The sequence below is a fragment of the Clostridium sp. OM05-9 genome (genome assembly GCF_003481465.1).
Taxonomy (GTDB): Bacteria; Bacillota; Clostridia; order Lachnospirales; family Lachnospiraceae; genus Coprococcus; species Coprococcus ammoniilyticus.
Genome location: NZ_QULF01000005.1, coordinates 167,916 through 183,878 on the forward strand (window position 1 = coordinate 167,916; position 15,963 = coordinate 183,878).

Below are 15,963 nucleotides of genomic sequence, written 5' to 3' on the forward strand. Positions count from 1 at the left end.
TAACAGATGAAGATAGAAGTATTATATGAAGATAATGATATATTGGTTGCGGTGAAGCCGTATGGGCTGCCATCCCAGCCGGACAAGAAGAATTCTGAAAATATGGTCAGTATGTTGAAGCTTCGCATTTTTGAGAAAGAGCATCGGACAGAGGAACCATATCTGGCTCCGATCCATAGACTGGATCGTCCGGTTGGCGGCATTATGTTATTTGCCAAGAACAAGGAGGCTGCTTCGAAGCTGTCAAAGCAGAGTGAAGATGGCGAGATGGTCAAATATTATCAGGCAATCTTAACCGGAGAACTTCCGAATGATGCCGGAACGATTACGAATTATCTGATTCACGATAACAAGACAAATGTCACAAGAATTGTGGATAAAGATACGCCGGGAGCCAAATTAGCGGAGCTGGATTATGAAGTGTTAGATGTCATGGAGACAGATGATGGAATCTTAAGTTATGTTCTGATCAATCTTATCACAGGCAGAACCCATCAGATCCGTGTACAGATGGCTGGTAAAAAAGCCGGAATCTGGGGCGATACAAAGTATAATCCAAAGTTCCAGAAAACAAAGAAATCTTATAAGCAGATCGGTCTGCATGCATCCAGACTGGAATTCGAACATCCGGTGACGGGTGAGCATATGATCTTTAAGAATGAGCCGGAGGGCAAAGCCTTTGAGATCATCGAGCTGGATGAATTTTAATATTATTTTGTAATTGGAATGGTATTCGGAATAATGACTTCTTCAAAGCCATTATAGCTGTGTACCCATTTTACGGTTCCATCTGAACTGGTTTCCAACAGATAACTCAGATCTTCTTTTTTGAAATGCATGATCAAAATGTCGTCATCTGTTACTTCATAGGTTCCAGTTTCGGTGGAGCCTTTCTTTTTGATCACTTTGTTGTCTTCTGTGAATGTGAAACTGCCAAGATCTTCTATTGTCCATTTTGATCCACAGAGAAGCTCCTGCATGGATTTGTCATCGTGTGGCTTCAGATTCCGGAGATGTGTGGACAGGAAGTAGATACCTGCAACCAGGATTGCAAAGATTACAACAAGTGTTATGGTTTTCCGGATGATTGCAAAGGTATGGCGGTTCTTGCACTGTCTTGTCAGAGATGCCTGTTGTTCCCGAACTGCCTCGTGGTAGGAGGTGCTGATGCTGTGCGTGGCACCGGAGATACCATTTGACTTATTTGCAAAAGTTTGCTCCGCTTTTAAACGAAGAATGGCTGTCTCTGTCAGACCTTCTGTTGATATATCTGTCTGATTTTTTAATTGTTTTGTCTGATCCTGGATTTCCTTATCTTCCAGATATTGTTCAGAGACCGGAAGTTTTCCGGTTTTTGTTGATTCGCCTTTCAAATGGAAAGATGTATTTGACTCCTGTTTATTCATTATTTTACCCTCATTATTTGTTTGGAATATGGAAAGATCATCCGTTGCAGACAAATGATTTTTCATTCCTGTGTTTAGTGCTTTTCATCATGGATAATATATACAGAAACAGTGCAAATTGCAAGAAAAAATGTTTTACATTCTGGCAGAACCGGCAAAAATCCCTTGAAAATATCAGGTTATATCTATATAATGACAGAAGGTATGTAACTTTTTAAAGGACAGGTATAGATGTCAGACATATTTAAAAGGCTGCACGATAGAATTATTTTATAAGTATATAAAGGAGAAAATTGAGATGGCTAATGAAAAGAAATTAGTAGAGGCTATTACTTCCATGGACGAAGATTTTGCCCAGTGGTACACAGATGTTGTAAAGAAAGCAGAGCTTACAGATTATTCAAGTGTAAGAGGATGCATGATTTTACGACCGGCCGGTTATGCCATCTGGGAAAATATACAGAAGGAACTCGACAGAAGATTCAAGGAAATAGGCGTAGAAAATGTATATATGCCATTGTTCATTCCTGAAAGTCTTCTTCAGAAGGAGAAGGATCACGTAGAAGGATTTGCACCTGAAGTTGCATGGGTAACACAGGGTGGTCTGGATCCACTTCCGGAGCGTTTATGTGTAAGACCTACATCAGAGACTCTGTTCTGTGATCTGTATTCGAATATCATTCATTCATATAGAGATCTTCCAAAGGTTTATAACCAGTGGTGTTCAGTTGTTCGTTGGGAAAAGACAACCAGACCTTTCCTTCGTTCGATGGAATTCTTATGGCAGGAAGGTCATACGGCACATGCTACAGCAGAAGAAGCAGAGGAAAGAACCATCCAGATGTTAAATGTCTATGCTGATTTCTGTGAGCAGGTTCTGGCTATTCCTATGATCAAGGGACGTAAGACAGATAAAGAGAAGTTTGCAGGTGCAGAGGCTACTTATACGATCGAAGCTCTGATGCATGATGGTAAGGCACTTCAGTCCGGTACAAGCCATAATTTCGGAGATGGATTTGCCAAGGCATTTGGCGTTCAGTATACAGACGCAAATAATAAATTACAGTATGTACACCAGACTTCATGGGGTATGTCAACCAGAATTATCGGCGCGATCATCATGGTTCATGGTGATGACAGCGGCCTGGTGCTTCCACCAAGAATCGCTCCTACACAGGTTATGATCATTCCGATCAACCAGAAGAAGGAAGGCGTTCTTGAAAAGGCACAGGAGATCAAGGCAGCTCTTTCTGAGAAGTTCACAGTTAAGCTGGATGATTCTAATAAGAACCCAGGCTGGAAATTCTCTGAGCAGGAGATGCGTGGTATCCCTGTTCGTATCGAGATCGGACCAAAGGATATCGAAGCTGGTCAGGCAGTTATCGTACGTCGTGATAACAGAGAAAAGACAGTTGTGTCATTAGATAATATTACAGAAGCAGTTGGAGAGATCCTTGAGAAGATGCAGGCAGACATGCTTGCAAAGGCAACTGCTCACAGAGATGCCAATACACATGAGGCTCATAACTGGGAAGAATTCACTGACATTCTGACAAGAAAGCAGGGATTCATCAAAGCTATGTGGTGTGGCGACAGAGCCTGTGAGGAAGCGATCAAGGATGAGACCGGTGCAACAACCAGATGTATGCCGTTTGAGCAGGAGCATTTGTCCGATGTCTGTGTACATTGCGGTAAGCCAGCAAAGACTATGGTATACTTTGGCAAGGCATACTAAGAGGAACACCGGCAAAGACGATGGTATACTTTGGCAAAGTATGATAAAAGAAAGACCAGCCATTAGCAGATGATAGATAAGTAGTGTATTTGATTTTGCGGAATTTATGATACTTGCAATAGGTGATAACAAACATATTAATAGATTGTTATCACCTATTTTAATGTAATATATATTTGGGATGGAATATGCTGTTTTTAATTGATATCATGAAATATATGGCATAGATGGTGGCGCAATCATGAAATATGGCGTAGATGGTGGCGCTTAAGGGTATATTGGATGAAAAATCTTGTTAATACCCCGCCGAAGGGTAGGCGCGTGGGTATGACAGCTAGAAAACAGAAGTGATACCCAAGTGAAGGATAGATCATAGGGTATAATAGAAGAGAAGATGAGAGATACCCTATCAAAAAATAAAGTAATGGTATTGTGTACAGAAAGGCATAGAAATACCCAAGGAGGAGGTTGTGATATGGAGATCAGGATGCCGGAGAATGCGAAAAAGGTAATAGAGACACTGGAAGCTGCCGGATATGAAGCCTATATTGTTGGTGGATGTGTGAGAGACAGTATTCTTGGCAGAGAACCGGGAGACTGGGATATTACGACAGCAGCAAGACCGGAACAGGTAAAGGCGTTATTCAGACGGACGATCGATACTGGAATTAAGCATGGTACGGTTACGGTTATGTTTGGTAAAGAGGCATATGAAGTAACCACCTACCGGGTGGATGGAGAATATTCCGATCACAGAAGACCGGATTCTGTGGAATTTACTGCAAATTTAGAAGAAGACCTGAAGCGTAGGGATTTTACGATCAACGCTATGGCATACAGTCCTTCAGCAGGTGTGATCGATCTGTTCGGTGGAATGGATGATCTGGACAATAAGGTCATCAAGGCGGTCGGTGATCCGCTGGCACGATTTGATGAAGATGCTCTGAGAATCCTTCGGGCGATCCGGTTTGCAGGCCAGCTTGATTTCACGATCGAGAGGGATACCAGAAAGGCGATGATCCTGCGGGCACAGTTCTTACAGGATATCAGTGCCGAACGTATCCGCGTGGAGCTTGACAAATTGCTGACTTCTGCGCATCCGGAGAAATTGATGGAAGCATATGTGACAGGCATAACAGCATATATCCTGCCGGAATTTGACCGAATGATGGAACAGCCGCAGAATAATCCATACCATAAATACAATGTAGGCGTTCATTCAATGGAAGCAGTTAAGGTTATCGAGCCAACTACAGTATGCAGATGGGCTGCGCTGCTTCATGATGTGGGAAAGCCGGAATGTCATACCGTGGATGAAAATGGTATCGACCATTTCTATGGACATAATGAGAAGGGGGCAGAGATTGCCCGTAAGGTGCTTCGCAGACTGCGGTTTGACAATGAAACGACAGATCTGGTATGCAAGATGGTGCTGTGGCATGATTATGGTTTAGGGGAGATGTTGAAAAAGACAACCTTCCGAAAAGCACTCAGCAGGATGGGAGCAGATTTCTTCCCTTATTATATCAAGATCCGCCGGGCGGATATGGCGGCGCAGAGTGATTATAAGTTAGAAGAACGGAGAGGCAGCATCGAGCATCTGGAGAAATTGTATCAGGAGATCACGGATGCGAAAGATTGTCTGACGATTAAACAGCTTGCCATCAATGGAAAGGATTTGATCGCACTTGGCGTAAAGCCGGGAAAAGAGATCGGCGATATCCTGCAGGAGCTTCTGAATCAGGTGCTTGGCAGTCCTGAGTTGAACAACAGAGAAACGCTGCTGTCTATGGCAGAGTCATATATTAGAAAATAGAAAAAATAAAGGTGGAGTTATAACTGCATCCAGTTAATTATATATTGACATTACCAAAGATTTCGTAATGAGATGCATAGTGCCGGTAAATACAAGTGCCTGTTTGAGTCCGAAGGTAAATGTGACTTTTTATGTGAAAGACCGGAAATCATTTAAAACAGATAAAAATATGGAGGTGTGGAATGAGACTGAGGAATGTGTTAATTGTTGTGAAAGATATTGAACGGTCAAAGCAATTTTACCATGATCTGTTTGGACTCGAACCAATATTAGATAATGACGGAAATCTGATCCTGACGGAAGGACTTGTATTGCAGGATGAGAGGATATGGAAAGATTTTCTAAAAAGAGATGTGATATCCCACAATAATTCCGCCGAGCTATATTTTGAGGAGCGGGATATCGAAGCTTTTGTTGAAAAGCTGGAGCGGTTATATCCATCGATTGAATATGTAAATCCACTTATGGTTCACAGTTGGGGACAGAAGGTGGTTCGTTTCTATGATCTGGATGGAAATCTGATCGAGGTTGGGACGCCGACGTAACCGGAAACAGACAAGGAAGCTATATGCGGCGGAAAATTTATAATTTAATAAAGGCATGCTATAATTACGGAGGTTAGGCATGACTAATAAAATTATAAATAACAGGAGAGAAAAAATGAAAAACATCGTTTTGCTTGTCAGATATACAACAAAATCAGGGATGAGAGGGAAATTTGTTGAGGCTGTGATGGCATCCGGGATTTTAGATCAGATTCGGAAGGAAAAAGGATGTGTGTCATATAATTATTATGAGGATGTCGAAGATCCGGACAAACTGCTGCTCGTAGAGGAATGGGAATCGGAGGAGGATCAGCAGAAGCATTTGCAGATGCCGCATATGGAGATGTTAAAGCAGATAAAAGAAAAATATGTCTTTGATACAGTAGTAACAAAAAGATAGGGTTTATATAATTGGGAAGGGGAAATTACTATGTGGAAAATATTTATAATTATATTCGGAGTGCTTTTCGGCATATTTATTCCAAGATCAATATATGAGAATTATACAGATGCAGATCTGGAAGACAGTACTTATGAAGAATATTCATATGCAGACTCAGAGGACAGTGTTTATGGGGACTATCCGTATCCAGATCCGGAATATGCTGCCGGACGAGGTAACTTGAAAACCTATAACAACAAGGACTATGATCCGACAAAAACAGACTGGGAAAATTATGGGGATACCGGCTCGATCATGGAGATTGCGGACACGGACTGGGCATTAGAAAATGCTCCCGTGTTTCATGTAGAAACAAAGGAACAACTGGCTGGAGTTGTGTATTATGTCAATGCAGTCAAAGGGTATAATGATTCCGTGGAACTCTACCTTGAGGCGGATATAGATCTTGACGGTCTGGAATGGGTTCCGATGGGCGGATGGTACAGACCAGATAGATATCTTGAGCACACTACATTTGTGGGGCTTATAGATGGACAAAATCATATAATAAAAAATATGCATATAGATACAAAATACGGTGGACATTGCGGATTTGTAGGATATTCTTATTCCTTGCAGATGAAGAATATCACTTTTGAAAAGGCATATGTGTCTGGAGGAACGTATGTAGGAATTGCAGGCGGAGAAATTTATGGTTCTGAAGACTGGATAAATGTAAATGTATCAGGTATGGTTGGAACACCCGGCCCTGAAACCGGCTCGATCGTTGGCAGGGAAGCCGGTATTAATTTCAGAGACTGCGATGCAACGGTTGTGTATAAAAAGAAAAACGGAAGATTTGGAAGTATCCGGTATTTTTCGCACAGATATCAGTTAATTGCAGAAACACCGGTTGTTGAAGCATTTACACTGACTTATGAAAATGGCGTGATCACAAGAGATGAAGTCGAAGGATATGATAATCTGGGCTGGCATATTGAGCGGGATGGTTCGCTTCTTTTGGATAGAGCAGCAGGAGGTGAATTGCAGCTGCCGGCAGAATATACATATCCGGATACATCGATCTGGCTTGAGGCATATATAAATGGAACGTATATCAGAGTCAGCAATATAATCGAAGTGCCTTGATCAGATAGCGTTATTTTGTCCGGTATTTCAGGAGAAAGGGAAGTATATTATGTGTTTGCGGAGTGGTGGTGTTTCAGATATTATAATAATATACTTAAATTTGGAGAGCAAAAATGGTTGTATATAAATATGGTGATCCGGAAGCAAATATTGTATTGATTCAGCCAGTGGGAGATCATGATGTGCATGATATAGAAAATGAGGTTTCAGAGATAAAGAAGAGGACTTCTCTGGAATTTCAGATGGTCGCAGTTAAAGTAGATAGCTGGAATCAGGATCTGTCTCCGTGGAGAGCACCTGCTGTATTTGGAAATGAAGATTTTGGCGAGGGTGCGTCGACGTTACTGGCACAGATATTGGAATTGTGTAAGGATGAAAGTAAGACTTATTATCTTGGTGGATATTCCCTTGCGGGGCTGTTTGCACTTTGGGCATCCTGCCAGACGGACAGGTTTGCCGGGATAGCGGCAGCATCCCCGTCGGTTTGGTTTCCGGGATTTCTTTCGTATGTGAAAGAATATGGGATTGCAAGCCCTGCTGTTTATCTGAGTCTTGGTGATCGGGAAGAAAGAACGAAGAATCAGGTTATGGCTGCGGTAGGCGATTGTATCCGGGAATTGTATGGATGGCTGCAGGAGCAGGAGATTGACAGTATGCTGGAATGGAATTCGGGAAATCATTTTAAAGAACCGGGAATCCGGACGGCGAAGGCATTTGCATGGGTGATGGAAAGAACAAAAGGAACGATCAGAAGAAGGTGATACTTTATGAATATTACGATGCTTGGAACAGGAAATGCACTTGTTACGGAATGTTATAACACCTGTTTTGTGTTGCAGGAAAATGAGGAATATTTTATGGTGGATGGTGGCGGTGGAAGTGCCATTCTGCATCAGTTAAAGCATGCTGGAATTGACTGGAAAGAGGTTAGAACTATCTTTGTGACACATAAACATATCGATCACATTACGGGTATCATATGGATGATCCGTATGATATGCCAGCATATGAAGCAGGGCGAATATGAAGGCGAAGCTGTGATATATGCACATGATGAAGTCATTGATCTGCTGCTTGATCTGGCCAGAAAACTTCTGCCAAAGAAAGAGACAGATTTTATCGGTAAACGGCTGCATCTGATAGCAGTTAAAAATGGAGAGTCTGTTGAAATTTTGAATAAACGGGTTACATTTTTTGATATCCAATCCACAAAAGCGAAACAGTTCGGTTTCTGCATGGAACTGGGAGATGGAGAGAGATTAACCTGCTGCGGAGATGAACCATACAATCCATGTGAAAAGAAGTATGCAGAGAACAGTACATGGTTGTTGCACGAAGCATTTTGTCTGGATGGTCAGGCGGATATATTCCATCCATACGAGAAGCATCATTCAACAGTGAAAAATGCCTGTGAGTTTGCAGAAGAATTGCATGTGAAAAATCTGCTGCTGTATCATACAGAGGATCGGAATCTTTCACATCGAAAAGAATTGTATTATGAAGAAGGAAGAAAATATTTCAGTGGGAATCTTCTGATCCCGGATGATCTGGAAACGTTTATAATTTAATATGGTGCTCCGGACGGCGAAAGCATTTGCATGGTTGATGAAGAATATGCTAATATAGTTAGCAGAGGCTAACTGTATTGGCATATTTTTTTTATAAAGGAGAATAGATATTATGTTACAGTGGAAAATATTTATGGTGATGGCATTGATCGGGCATATATTGTGTGGGATTTCAGATGGATTTCTGACATATGCTCCAAATGGAAAAGTCGATCTGACAAATTTTAAGGATTATGAAAAATCCAAGGTAGTCTTTCATGGAATGCCACTGAAGAATCTGTCGGTTGCGATGTTGTTGGGCGTGTGTGCAATGACGCTTGAGATATTCGGATACATAGCTCTTTGTGACTGGATGCAGCAGTATTCAGAAACATATTATCTGATCATGCTGATAGCAACACTTGTCATGTTTATCAATCTTGCATTGCATCATCTGTTCTGTTGTCTGGTTGAATGGTTTTTTGTAAAATTAAATCTGACAGAAGAAGCTCTGCACGCGGTATGGGATTTCTTTAAGACAACCTGTTATACAATGTATCTGGGATATCTGGGAATGTTGGTATTTGCGGCAGCATTTTTTATTGCTGTTGTGACAGGAAAAACTTCACTTCCGGCATGGGCATGTATTTTTAATCTGCTGCCGCTTGCAATCGTGATCCTGCCAACAAAACTTCCGGCAAAAGCAAATGTAATCGGGGTGATCATGTTTGCCGGGTTGCTTTTTCTTATATAATGGTCACGTTCGAGAGCCGGGAACTATCGGCGTTCTTACTTTATAGAAATTATCTTGTAAAAAAGTATAAAATAAAGGAAAATGTAAAAAAAGGTATAAAATGAGGTAATATATGCAGAAGCCATTTACAATTACATTTAGTAAAGCACCGAAAAATACAGGTATTCATACAGATAAAACAGCATATTATCATTTGCCGGGACTGTTCGAATTCTATGAGCTGTATCGTATCTTCCTGCCATTGTTCCGTGAGCACAGAGAATATTTCTATGACTGGTGCGAGATCGGTTCGATCTATGGTGCTCCGGCGGACTGCCTGTGGGGTGGCGGACGTGTTGGATATGGTGATTGTGATCCGGAGGATGTTCGGGAATTGATGGACGAGTATGGAATCTCAGCCCGGCTGACCTTCAGTAACTCGCTGCTTTGCGAGGAGCATCTGGCAGATAAGAGATGTAACGAGCTTTGCAGATTATTTGAAAAAAACGGAAAGGCAGAAAATGGGGTGATCGTGCATTCGGAGCTGTTGTTGGATTACCTGAAAAAGCAATATCCGGGTTTTTATTTTGTATCATCGACTACAAAGGTTCTGACAGATTTTGAGGAGTTGGTAAAGGAGACAGATCGGGCAGATTTCCGTTATGTTGTGCCGGATTTCCGATTGAATAAGGCATGGGACAAATGGGAAACACTGACACAGTCGCAGAGGGATAAAGTGGAATTCCTGTGTAATGAATGTTGTTCTTTTGGGTGTAAGGACAGACGCAAATGTTATGAAACGGTCAGTCGCAAGAATCTTGGAGAGGATTGCCCGGAGCATGAGTGTACGGCTTCGGATGTCATGGGCGGTTATCGTTTTTCAAAGGCAATGACAAATCCGGGATTTATCGGAATCAATGATATAAAAGAAACATATCTGCCGATGGGATTTTCTCATTTTAAGATTGAGGGGCGGAGTCTTGGCAGTGCGTTGGTCCTGGAATTTTTGCTTTATTATATGACAAAACCGGAATATCAACTGCACGTCCGGGAGGCTGTCTATCTGGATAATATGCTGGATCTTTTTTAATGAAGTAAGTGGTTACGAAAAGGTGACTATGTAATAAAAAAGTGCGTACTTTTTTCGCACGATATTTCAATGTATGCTATGAGTGTAACAGAAAAACGCCGGATCATTATTTGTCCGGGATAAGAGCAGATAAGGAGTTGGTTTCATATGGCACATTTTGACCGCACTCATCTGGCTGGAAGTTATGTATCAAAGGAGCAGCCACACAGCAAACCAAGAAAGTCGGGCAGAGTTAAGATTGTGGAGTAGTGCAAGAAGTAATATTATATGGTTCAAGGGCAAAAGGTACAGCACTGGAAAGAAGCGATATTGATATTGCTGTTTCGGGTGTGGATAACTTTGAATCACTTGTTGAAAAAGTGGAAGAATTGTCAACACTTTTCAGTGTGGATTTAGTGAATATGGATACCTGTAGGAATCAGTTATTATTGGAGGATATCAGGCAATATGGACGAGAAATTTAACAGGCGGTTTTTATCTTTCTGCAATTCACTGGATGCATTGTCGGATTAAAGCCATCCCAATTTTTCGTTTGACTTTTTCGAAAATGAGAAATATAATAACGTCTTGAACGAGTAGCAAACATGCGTAAATCCAGTTTTGCTGCTCGTTTTTTTAATTATATATTGCCATTAGAAAGTGTGTAGCTTATCAGCGTAAGTCCAACTTATAAGATAAGTACACACTTTTTTTTGTGTGAAAAAGGAGGATTAAATTAAGATGGCGGAAAGTAATAAGATGAGGGAGATGCCGGTAAATAAGCTGATGGTTCAGATGGGAATACCGATGATCTTATCGATGGCATTGCAGGCGGTCTATAATATTGTGGACAGTGCATTTGTAGGCAATATGGAGGTGGGGAGTGAAGCGGCATTAAATGCACTCACACTGGTATTTCCGGTTCAAATGCTTATGGTGGCTGTAGGAATCGGAACAGGTGTAGGAACAAATGCACTTCTTGCCATGACACTTGGGCAGAGAGATATGAAAAAAGCAGCAAGAGTCGCAGGCAACAGCTTATTTCTTGGTGGAATTATTTATGTGGTATGTCTGTTATTTGGTATCTTTGGAGTGAAAGCCTACATCTCATCTCAGACCGTTGATCCGGAAGTTATCTCGATGGGAACAGCATATTTGCGGATCTGCTGTGTGTTGTCCTTTGGCATTGTCTTCTTTTCATTATTTGAAAAATTATTACAGGCAACAGGACGTTCCCTTTATTCAACAATCGGTCAGGTTGCGGGAGCTGTTATAAATATTATTCTTGACCCGATCATGATCTATGGTATTGGCCCTGTTCCGGAAATGGGAGTAGCGGGAGCCGCATATGCTACCGTCATAGGACAGATCGTATCTGCCGGTTTGCTTCTGGTATTTCATTTGAAGTTAAATAAGGAATTTGAACATGGAATAAAACATATGAAGCCGAGTGCCAGAACTATGAAAGAAATCTATTCCATTGGTCTTCCTGCAATCATTGCACAGGCACTTATGTCAATTATGGTTTATGCGATGAATCTTATTTTAAAATTCAATCCTTCCGCCCAGACGGCATATGGATTGTTTTATAAGGTGCAGCAGTTTGTATTGTTCCTTGCATTTGGACTGAGAGATGCGATCACGCCGATCATAGCTTTTGCATATGGCATGGGAAGCAATAAAAGGATCAAAGATGGAATCCGCTATGGGCTTATTTATACTATAGCATTGATGATCCTGGGTGTTCTCATTACAGAGATTTTTCCAAATGCCTTTGCCTCGCTGTTCAATGCAGGTCAGTCAAGAGAGTATTTTATCGGTGCAATGAGAATTATTTCAATTAGTTTTGTATTTGCCGGAATCAATGTGGCATATCAGGGAATCTATCAGGCGTTAAATGGCGGACTTGAGTCCCTGATCATATCACTTCTCAGGCAGTTAGTTATCATATTGCCGCTTGCAGGCGTCTTCTCTGTATTTGTCAGAAATGGTCAGATGAATGTATCGTTGATCTGGTGGGCGTTCCCGATTACGGAATTTGTCTCATGCTTAGCGGGATATGTATTTTTGAAGAAAATACAGAGAAACAAGGTAGAAAAATTAAGTTAGGTTATGAAGATGGGAGCACAGGCTCCCGTCTTTTTATATAAGGAATTATAAGGGGAAAGTGGCTTGTAATTATAAGTCAGTATGCTATAATAATCGTTAGATAGAACTAACTCAAAGTACTTAGGAGGTTGAGAGTAAAATGGTGATAACGATAGTTGCAACGGTTATGATTTGGGTGGCGTATTTCCTCATTTTATATGGAGTAGTCGGTTTTATTCAGGATAAGAGGTTTTTCTCGTCTGCACCAAAGGAGAATCTGGAAGTCATTCCTGATTCAAAAGAGCGGTTCCGTGGTGCACATGCAATCGGCTGGATCATAGAAGTAATCGCACTTCTTATGTTTATAGGTGCGGTTGTTCTAGGCGTATGGGATGGTGTAAAAAATGATTATGGATTTTTAAATTTCTTTGCACGATTCCTTATCATGCTTTATTGCATGGAGATCTATGATATCTGCTTTTTTGACTGGGTGCTTCTCTGTCATTCGAACTTCTTCCCACATTTCTACCCGGAACTGAAAGGTGTTGTGGGTCCGCATATGTTCGGATATAACAAGAAGACACACATATTGCATTTCATTATTTATATTCCGATCTGTGCTGTAGTTGCATGGATCTGTACACTTTTTTAAAGTGAGATCGCACAGATCCTGAAGAAATAAGAGCCATTGGAAAACGAAAGGATAGATGATAAGTGTGCTGAAATACGGAATTTATGCAAAAGCAGTAGAATTGTTATGTTTTAAATCAGCCTTAGCCAGACTTGCAGAGATATACCCGGATATGGATATGAAAGACTACAAGAAAAAGGTAAAACGTGAATTCAAGGCGATGCTTTTGAGAACCCCGGACATAGGGGGCAGTTCGTTGGAAATGAATCTGTATATTGCAGCATTTGTTTTCTCCTTACATAAAGCAGAGCCGGATAAGATTGATCCCGATGTTGTAAACGAGATGGTAACTGCCGTATTTGACTCACCGTTTATGGTGAAGGCACATGCAAATAAAAAATGTACGTTATTTACAGATGAGGTACAGGATAAAAAAGTGCAGGAAAGTATAGCAAGCCAGACATCAAAATATGAGCTTGACTGGAAATTCCATTACGAAAAAGGAATCGATGAATTCTATAATACATATACGGAATGTGGTATCTGTAAGCTCGGTAAGAGGGAAAACTGTTTTGAATTTGTTCCGTGTCTGTGCAATATGGATGAGCGGAATTACCGGAATGAAGGCGGGCAGTTACATCGGACGAAGACGCTGGCACAGGGGGATGACTGCTGTAATTTCCATGTGACCAGAATTTAATACATTGCATTCTCAACGATCTGCGCATCTTCATTCTGGATTTCATTTGTGCATTTGTCTTTTGCAACTTTCGTATTTAGCAAAAAAATGAAATTATAGTCAAGTGAAAAATAAATTGGAATGATAAAGAAGTAAGGAAATTGACAAAAACAATACAATGCAGTATATATAGAACAATATAAATGCTCGTCTCGGCGTTAAAGAAGACTATAGATTTTGCTGTTTCTGAACATAACAGTATGCTCTATAGTCTTTTTTATTTATGTAATTACAGAAGATGGAGGAAGAACATAATGTCATCAAAGAACGGGTTGAAAAAAATAGTGATAATTATAGTAGGTTCTGTTATTGCAGCTTATGGAATCACACTTGCCTTGTATGCGGGATTTGGAGGCGCAACACTTGCAGTTTTGTGGCAGGGTATTTCAGAAACATTTCATATAAGTATCGGAATGGCTTCGTTTGTTGTAGCTATTGTGATGATCTTATTTGCAGCTATTTATGACAGGTCGCAGATTCATATAGGAACATTTTTGTATCAGGTTGTGTACAGTGGGTGTGTGGATTTGTTTGCAAAATGCCATATATACAGCAAATATATGTGGATAAATTTCTTCATTATGCTGGCAGGGGTGATCTTATTTGCAGTTGGAACAGGTTTGTATGCATCTGCATCTCTTGGCAGAGGTTCTTATGAAGCAGTAACCTTTGCATTGGCAGAGAAAAATAACTGGCAGGTTAAGATCGTTCGTATGATATTAGATATTTTAATGGTCGTGACAGGCGTGCTTTTGGGAGGAAAGTTTGGAGCATGTACGATCATCACAGTTATAATTTCAGGACCGGTTATACAATTTACAAATGGCAAGGCAAAGCAGATTTTGATCTAGCAGACAGCAATGCTATATATCGAATGGGTGTTACCGTTCAGTTTAATCTGACTTTTGAACTTGCCTGGGAAGTATTGCAGGTTTTACAGATCTTGAGGAGACATTGCAGGAAAAACTTATAGAAGTAGATGAGTGGTAATCGTCTTTAATAAACTCCGGTTTGCAATAGTGAAATGAATAAGTCCTTGCACAAACACCCTGCATAAGGTAAAATAATTTTATATGAATATTTGTGAACTGGGGGCACCACTTTTCACAAGGAAGATAACAGGCGCCGGATCATACGTTATGGTTGTATGATCCGGTGCCTGTTTGTGTTACAGGGCATATGTCCTGTAGTGCAGAAAATGTGTAATTATGAAAGATAGGAGAACATACATGGTAAAAATCAATGGTGAAGAAAAAGAGATTGCCGGTAAGAATCTTCTGAAATATTTGAAGGAAGCCGGATTTGAGCCGGAACGTGTCGTTGTAGAACGGAATCTCGACATTATTCCAAAAGATGAACTTGGCAATACGATCATTCAGGATGAAGATGTGATCGAAGTATTACGATTTGTTGGCGGAGGTTGAGACATGACAGAGATGCAGAAGAAAATGCAGGAACTAATCTCGCAGGAAGAACTGGATCGTGCATTTGATGCAAGATTTCCGAAAGAGATGCAGGTGAAGTTACGTGCGGCGAAGGTGGCTGTTGCAGGTATCGGTGGACTTGGGTCAAATATCGCAGTCATGCTTGCAAGAAGTGGCATTGGACATTTGCTGTTGGTGGATTTTGATGTGGTGGATGTGACGAATCTCAATCGTCAGATGTACTTTATATTCCAGCTTGGGAAACCGAAGACGGAAGCCCTGCTCGAAACCCTGTATCAGATCAATCCATATCTGACGTATGAGACTGTGCAGACGAAAGTAACACCGGACAATGTAAAGAAGATATTCGGTGCATATCCGATCGTGTGTGAAGCATTTGACAAACCGGATCAGAAGGCGATGCTGGTGCGTGAACTACTGATGCAGTGTCCGGATGCAACTGTTGTATCAGGAAATGGCATGGCAGGGTATGCAGATACGAATGCGATAAAAACGCGCCAGATGATGCGCCGCCTGTATGTGTGCGGAGATCAGAGCACTGATGTCGGCGACGGTATAGGACTCATCGCTCCGCGGGTAGCTGCCTGCGCAGCTCATGAGGCAAACAAAGTATTACAATTGATAATGGAGAAATAAATGTTAGAGAAAATTGGAGATTACATGATACCCGGATGCCTT

General features: G+C 41.1%; 18 protein-coding genes. 17 read left to right on the top strand and 1 reads right to left on the bottom strand.

The features are described from left to right. Positions 1-6: 6 nt before the first annotated feature. Complete coding sequence (locus tag DXB77_RS09660) at positions 7-708, top strand: RluA family pseudouridine synthase (protein ID WP_021944247.1); 702 nt, start codon at positions 7-9, stop codon at positions 706-708. Between the two features lie 2 nt (positions 709-710). Here DXB77_RS09660 and DXB77_RS09665 read toward each other — a convergent pair whose 3' ends face one another. Continuing rightward, positions 711-1,406: a hypothetical protein gene (locus tag DXB77_RS09665; RefSeq protein WP_118663115.1), complete on the bottom strand. Its 696-nt coding sequence runs from the start codon at positions 1,404-1,406 to the stop codon at positions 711-713. Positions 1,407-1,704: 298 nt separating this feature from the next. Between DXB77_RS09665 and proS the strand changes: the two genes are divergently transcribed. From proS to thiF, 16 genes are all read left to right on the top strand, one after another. Further along, complete coding sequence (gene proS, locus DXB77_RS09670; protein ID WP_117784559.1) at positions 1,705-3,141, top strand: proline--tRNA ligase; 1,437 nt, start codon at positions 1,705-1,707, stop codon at positions 3,139-3,141. A gap of 475 nt (positions 3,142-3,616) precedes the next feature. Beyond that, entirely contained in the window at positions 3,617-4,957 is a 1,341-nt protein-coding gene (locus DXB77_RS09675; protein WP_021944244.1) for a CCA tRNA nucleotidyltransferase, read from the top strand. Positions 4,958-5,139: 182 nt separating this feature from the next. Next, the gene (locus DXB77_RS09680) at positions 5,140-5,502 is read left to right on the top strand and encodes a VOC family protein (RefSeq protein ID WP_117807987.1); all 363 of its coding nucleotides are present in this window, start codon (positions 5,140-5,142) and stop codon (positions 5,500-5,502) included. 115 nt (positions 5,503-5,617) lie between these two features. Next, the gene (locus DXB77_RS09685; RefSeq protein WP_181986511.1) at positions 5,618-5,902 is read left to right on the top strand and encodes an antibiotic biosynthesis monooxygenase family protein; all 285 of its coding nucleotides are present in this window, start codon (positions 5,618-5,620) and stop codon (positions 5,900-5,902) included. 30 nt (positions 5,903-5,932) lie between these two features. After that, positions 5,933-7,033, top strand: coding sequence for a hypothetical protein (locus DXB77_RS09690; protein WP_118482966.1), 1,101 nt, complete (start codon positions 5,933-5,935; stop codon positions 7,031-7,033). Between the two features lie 113 nt (positions 7,034-7,146). Beyond that, positions 7,147-7,794 (top strand): esterase, encoded by a 648-nt coding sequence (locus tag DXB77_RS09695; RefSeq protein ID WP_118663116.1) that lies wholly within the window; start codon positions 7,147-7,149, stop codon positions 7,792-7,794. A gap of 6 nt (positions 7,795-7,800) precedes the next feature. Next, complete coding sequence (locus DXB77_RS09700; protein ID WP_118663117.1) at positions 7,801-8,601, top strand: MBL fold metallo-hydrolase; 801 nt, start codon at positions 7,801-7,803, stop codon at positions 8,599-8,601. A gap of 112 nt (positions 8,602-8,713) precedes the next feature. Continuing rightward, the gene (locus DXB77_RS09705; protein WP_118663118.1) at positions 8,714-9,334 is read left to right on the top strand and encodes a DUF6796 family protein; all 621 of its coding nucleotides are present in this window, start codon (positions 8,714-8,716) and stop codon (positions 9,332-9,334) included. Between the two features lie 112 nt (positions 9,335-9,446). Continuing rightward, positions 9,447-10,403 (top strand): hypothetical protein, encoded by a 957-nt coding sequence (locus tag DXB77_RS09710; RefSeq protein WP_243100173.1) that lies wholly within the window; start codon positions 9,447-9,449, stop codon positions 10,401-10,403. Between the two features lie 248 nt (positions 10,404-10,651). Beyond that, positions 10,652-10,867 (top strand): nucleotidyltransferase domain-containing protein, encoded by a 216-nt coding sequence (locus tag DXB77_RS09715; RefSeq protein ID WP_118663119.1) that lies wholly within the window; start codon positions 10,652-10,654, stop codon positions 10,865-10,867. A gap of 256 nt (positions 10,868-11,123) precedes the next feature. Then, the gene (locus DXB77_RS09720; protein ID WP_118663120.1) at positions 11,124-12,491 is read left to right on the top strand and encodes an MATE family efflux transporter; all 1,368 of its coding nucleotides are present in this window, start codon (positions 11,124-11,126) and stop codon (positions 12,489-12,491) included. A 139-nt stretch (positions 12,492-12,630) separates the two neighbouring features. After that, on the top strand, positions 12,631-13,122 hold the full coding sequence (locus DXB77_RS09725) for a hypothetical protein (protein ID WP_118663121.1): 492 nt from the start codon (positions 12,631-12,633) through the stop codon (positions 13,120-13,122). A 64-nt stretch (positions 13,123-13,186) separates the two neighbouring features. Continuing rightward, a complete protein-coding gene (locus DXB77_RS09730; RefSeq protein ID WP_347559483.1) occupies positions 13,187-13,801 on the top strand; it encodes an L-2-amino-thiazoline-4-carboxylic acid hydrolase in 615 nt (204 codons plus the stop codon). Between the two features lie 293 nt (positions 13,802-14,094). Beyond that, the gene (locus DXB77_RS09735; RefSeq protein WP_118663122.1) at positions 14,095-14,691 is read left to right on the top strand and encodes a YitT family protein; all 597 of its coding nucleotides are present in this window, start codon (positions 14,095-14,097) and stop codon (positions 14,689-14,691) included. A gap of 378 nt (positions 14,692-15,069) precedes the next feature. Then, complete coding sequence (gene thiS / locus DXB77_RS09745) at positions 15,070-15,264, top strand: sulfur carrier protein ThiS (RefSeq protein ID WP_181986512.1); 195 nt, start codon at positions 15,070-15,072, stop codon at positions 15,262-15,264. Positions 15,265-15,267: 3 nt separating this feature from the next. Continuing rightward, positions 15,268-15,921, top strand: coding sequence for a sulfur carrier protein ThiS adenylyltransferase ThiF (gene thiF, locus DXB77_RS09750; protein ID WP_118663124.1), 654 nt, complete (start codon positions 15,268-15,270; stop codon positions 15,919-15,921). Positions 15,922-15,963: the final 42 nt, after the last annotated feature.

Excerpts from the sequence above, each read along its gene's own strand:
- DXB77_RS09660 (WP_021944247.1), top strand. The coding sequence starts at position 7 with ATGAAGATAGAAGTATTATATGAAGATAATGATATATTGGTTGCGGTG.
- DXB77_RS09665 (WP_118663115.1), bottom strand. The coding sequence starts at position 1,406 with ATGAATAAACAGGAGTCAAATACATCTTTCCATTTGAAAGGCGAATCA.
- proS (WP_117784559.1), top strand. The coding sequence starts at position 1,705 with ATGGCTAATGAAAAGAAATTAGTAGAGGCTATTACTTCCATGGACGAA.
- DXB77_RS09675 (WP_021944244.1), top strand. The coding sequence starts at position 3,617 with ATGGAGATCAGGATGCCGGAGAATGCGAAAAAGGTAATAGAGACACTG.
- DXB77_RS09680 (WP_117807987.1), top strand. The coding sequence starts at position 5,140 with ATGAGACTGAGGAATGTGTTAATTGTTGTGAAAGATATTGAACGGTCA.
- DXB77_RS09685 (WP_181986511.1), top strand. The coding sequence starts at position 5,618 with ATGAAAAACATCGTTTTGCTTGTCAGATATACAACAAAATCAGGGATG.
- DXB77_RS09690 (WP_118482966.1), top strand. The coding sequence starts at position 5,933 with ATGTGGAAAATATTTATAATTATATTCGGAGTGCTTTTCGGCATATTT.
- DXB77_RS09695 (WP_118663116.1), top strand. The coding sequence starts at position 7,147 with ATGGTTGTATATAAATATGGTGATCCGGAAGCAAATATTGTATTGATT.
- DXB77_RS09700 (WP_118663117.1), top strand. The coding sequence starts at position 7,801 with ATGAATATTACGATGCTTGGAACAGGAAATGCACTTGTTACGGAATGT.
- DXB77_RS09705 (WP_118663118.1), top strand. The coding sequence starts at position 8,714 with ATGTTACAGTGGAAAATATTTATGGTGATGGCATTGATCGGGCATATA.
- DXB77_RS09710 (WP_243100173.1), top strand. The coding sequence starts at position 9,447 with ATGCAGAAGCCATTTACAATTACATTTAGTAAAGCACCGAAAAATACA.
- DXB77_RS09720 (WP_118663120.1), top strand. The coding sequence starts at position 11,124 with ATGGCGGAAAGTAATAAGATGAGGGAGATGCCGGTAAATAAGCTGATG.
- DXB77_RS09725 (WP_118663121.1), top strand. The coding sequence starts at position 12,631 with ATGGTGATAACGATAGTTGCAACGGTTATGATTTGGGTGGCGTATTTC.
- DXB77_RS09735 (WP_118663122.1), top strand. The coding sequence starts at position 14,095 with ATGTCATCAAAGAACGGGTTGAAAAAAATAGTGATAATTATAGTAGGT.
- thiS (WP_181986512.1), top strand. The coding sequence starts at position 15,070 with ATGGTAAAAATCAATGGTGAAGAAAAAGAGATTGCCGGTAAGAATCTT.
- thiF (WP_118663124.1), top strand. The coding sequence starts at position 15,268 with ATGACAGAGATGCAGAAGAAAATGCAGGAACTAATCTCGCAGGAAGAA.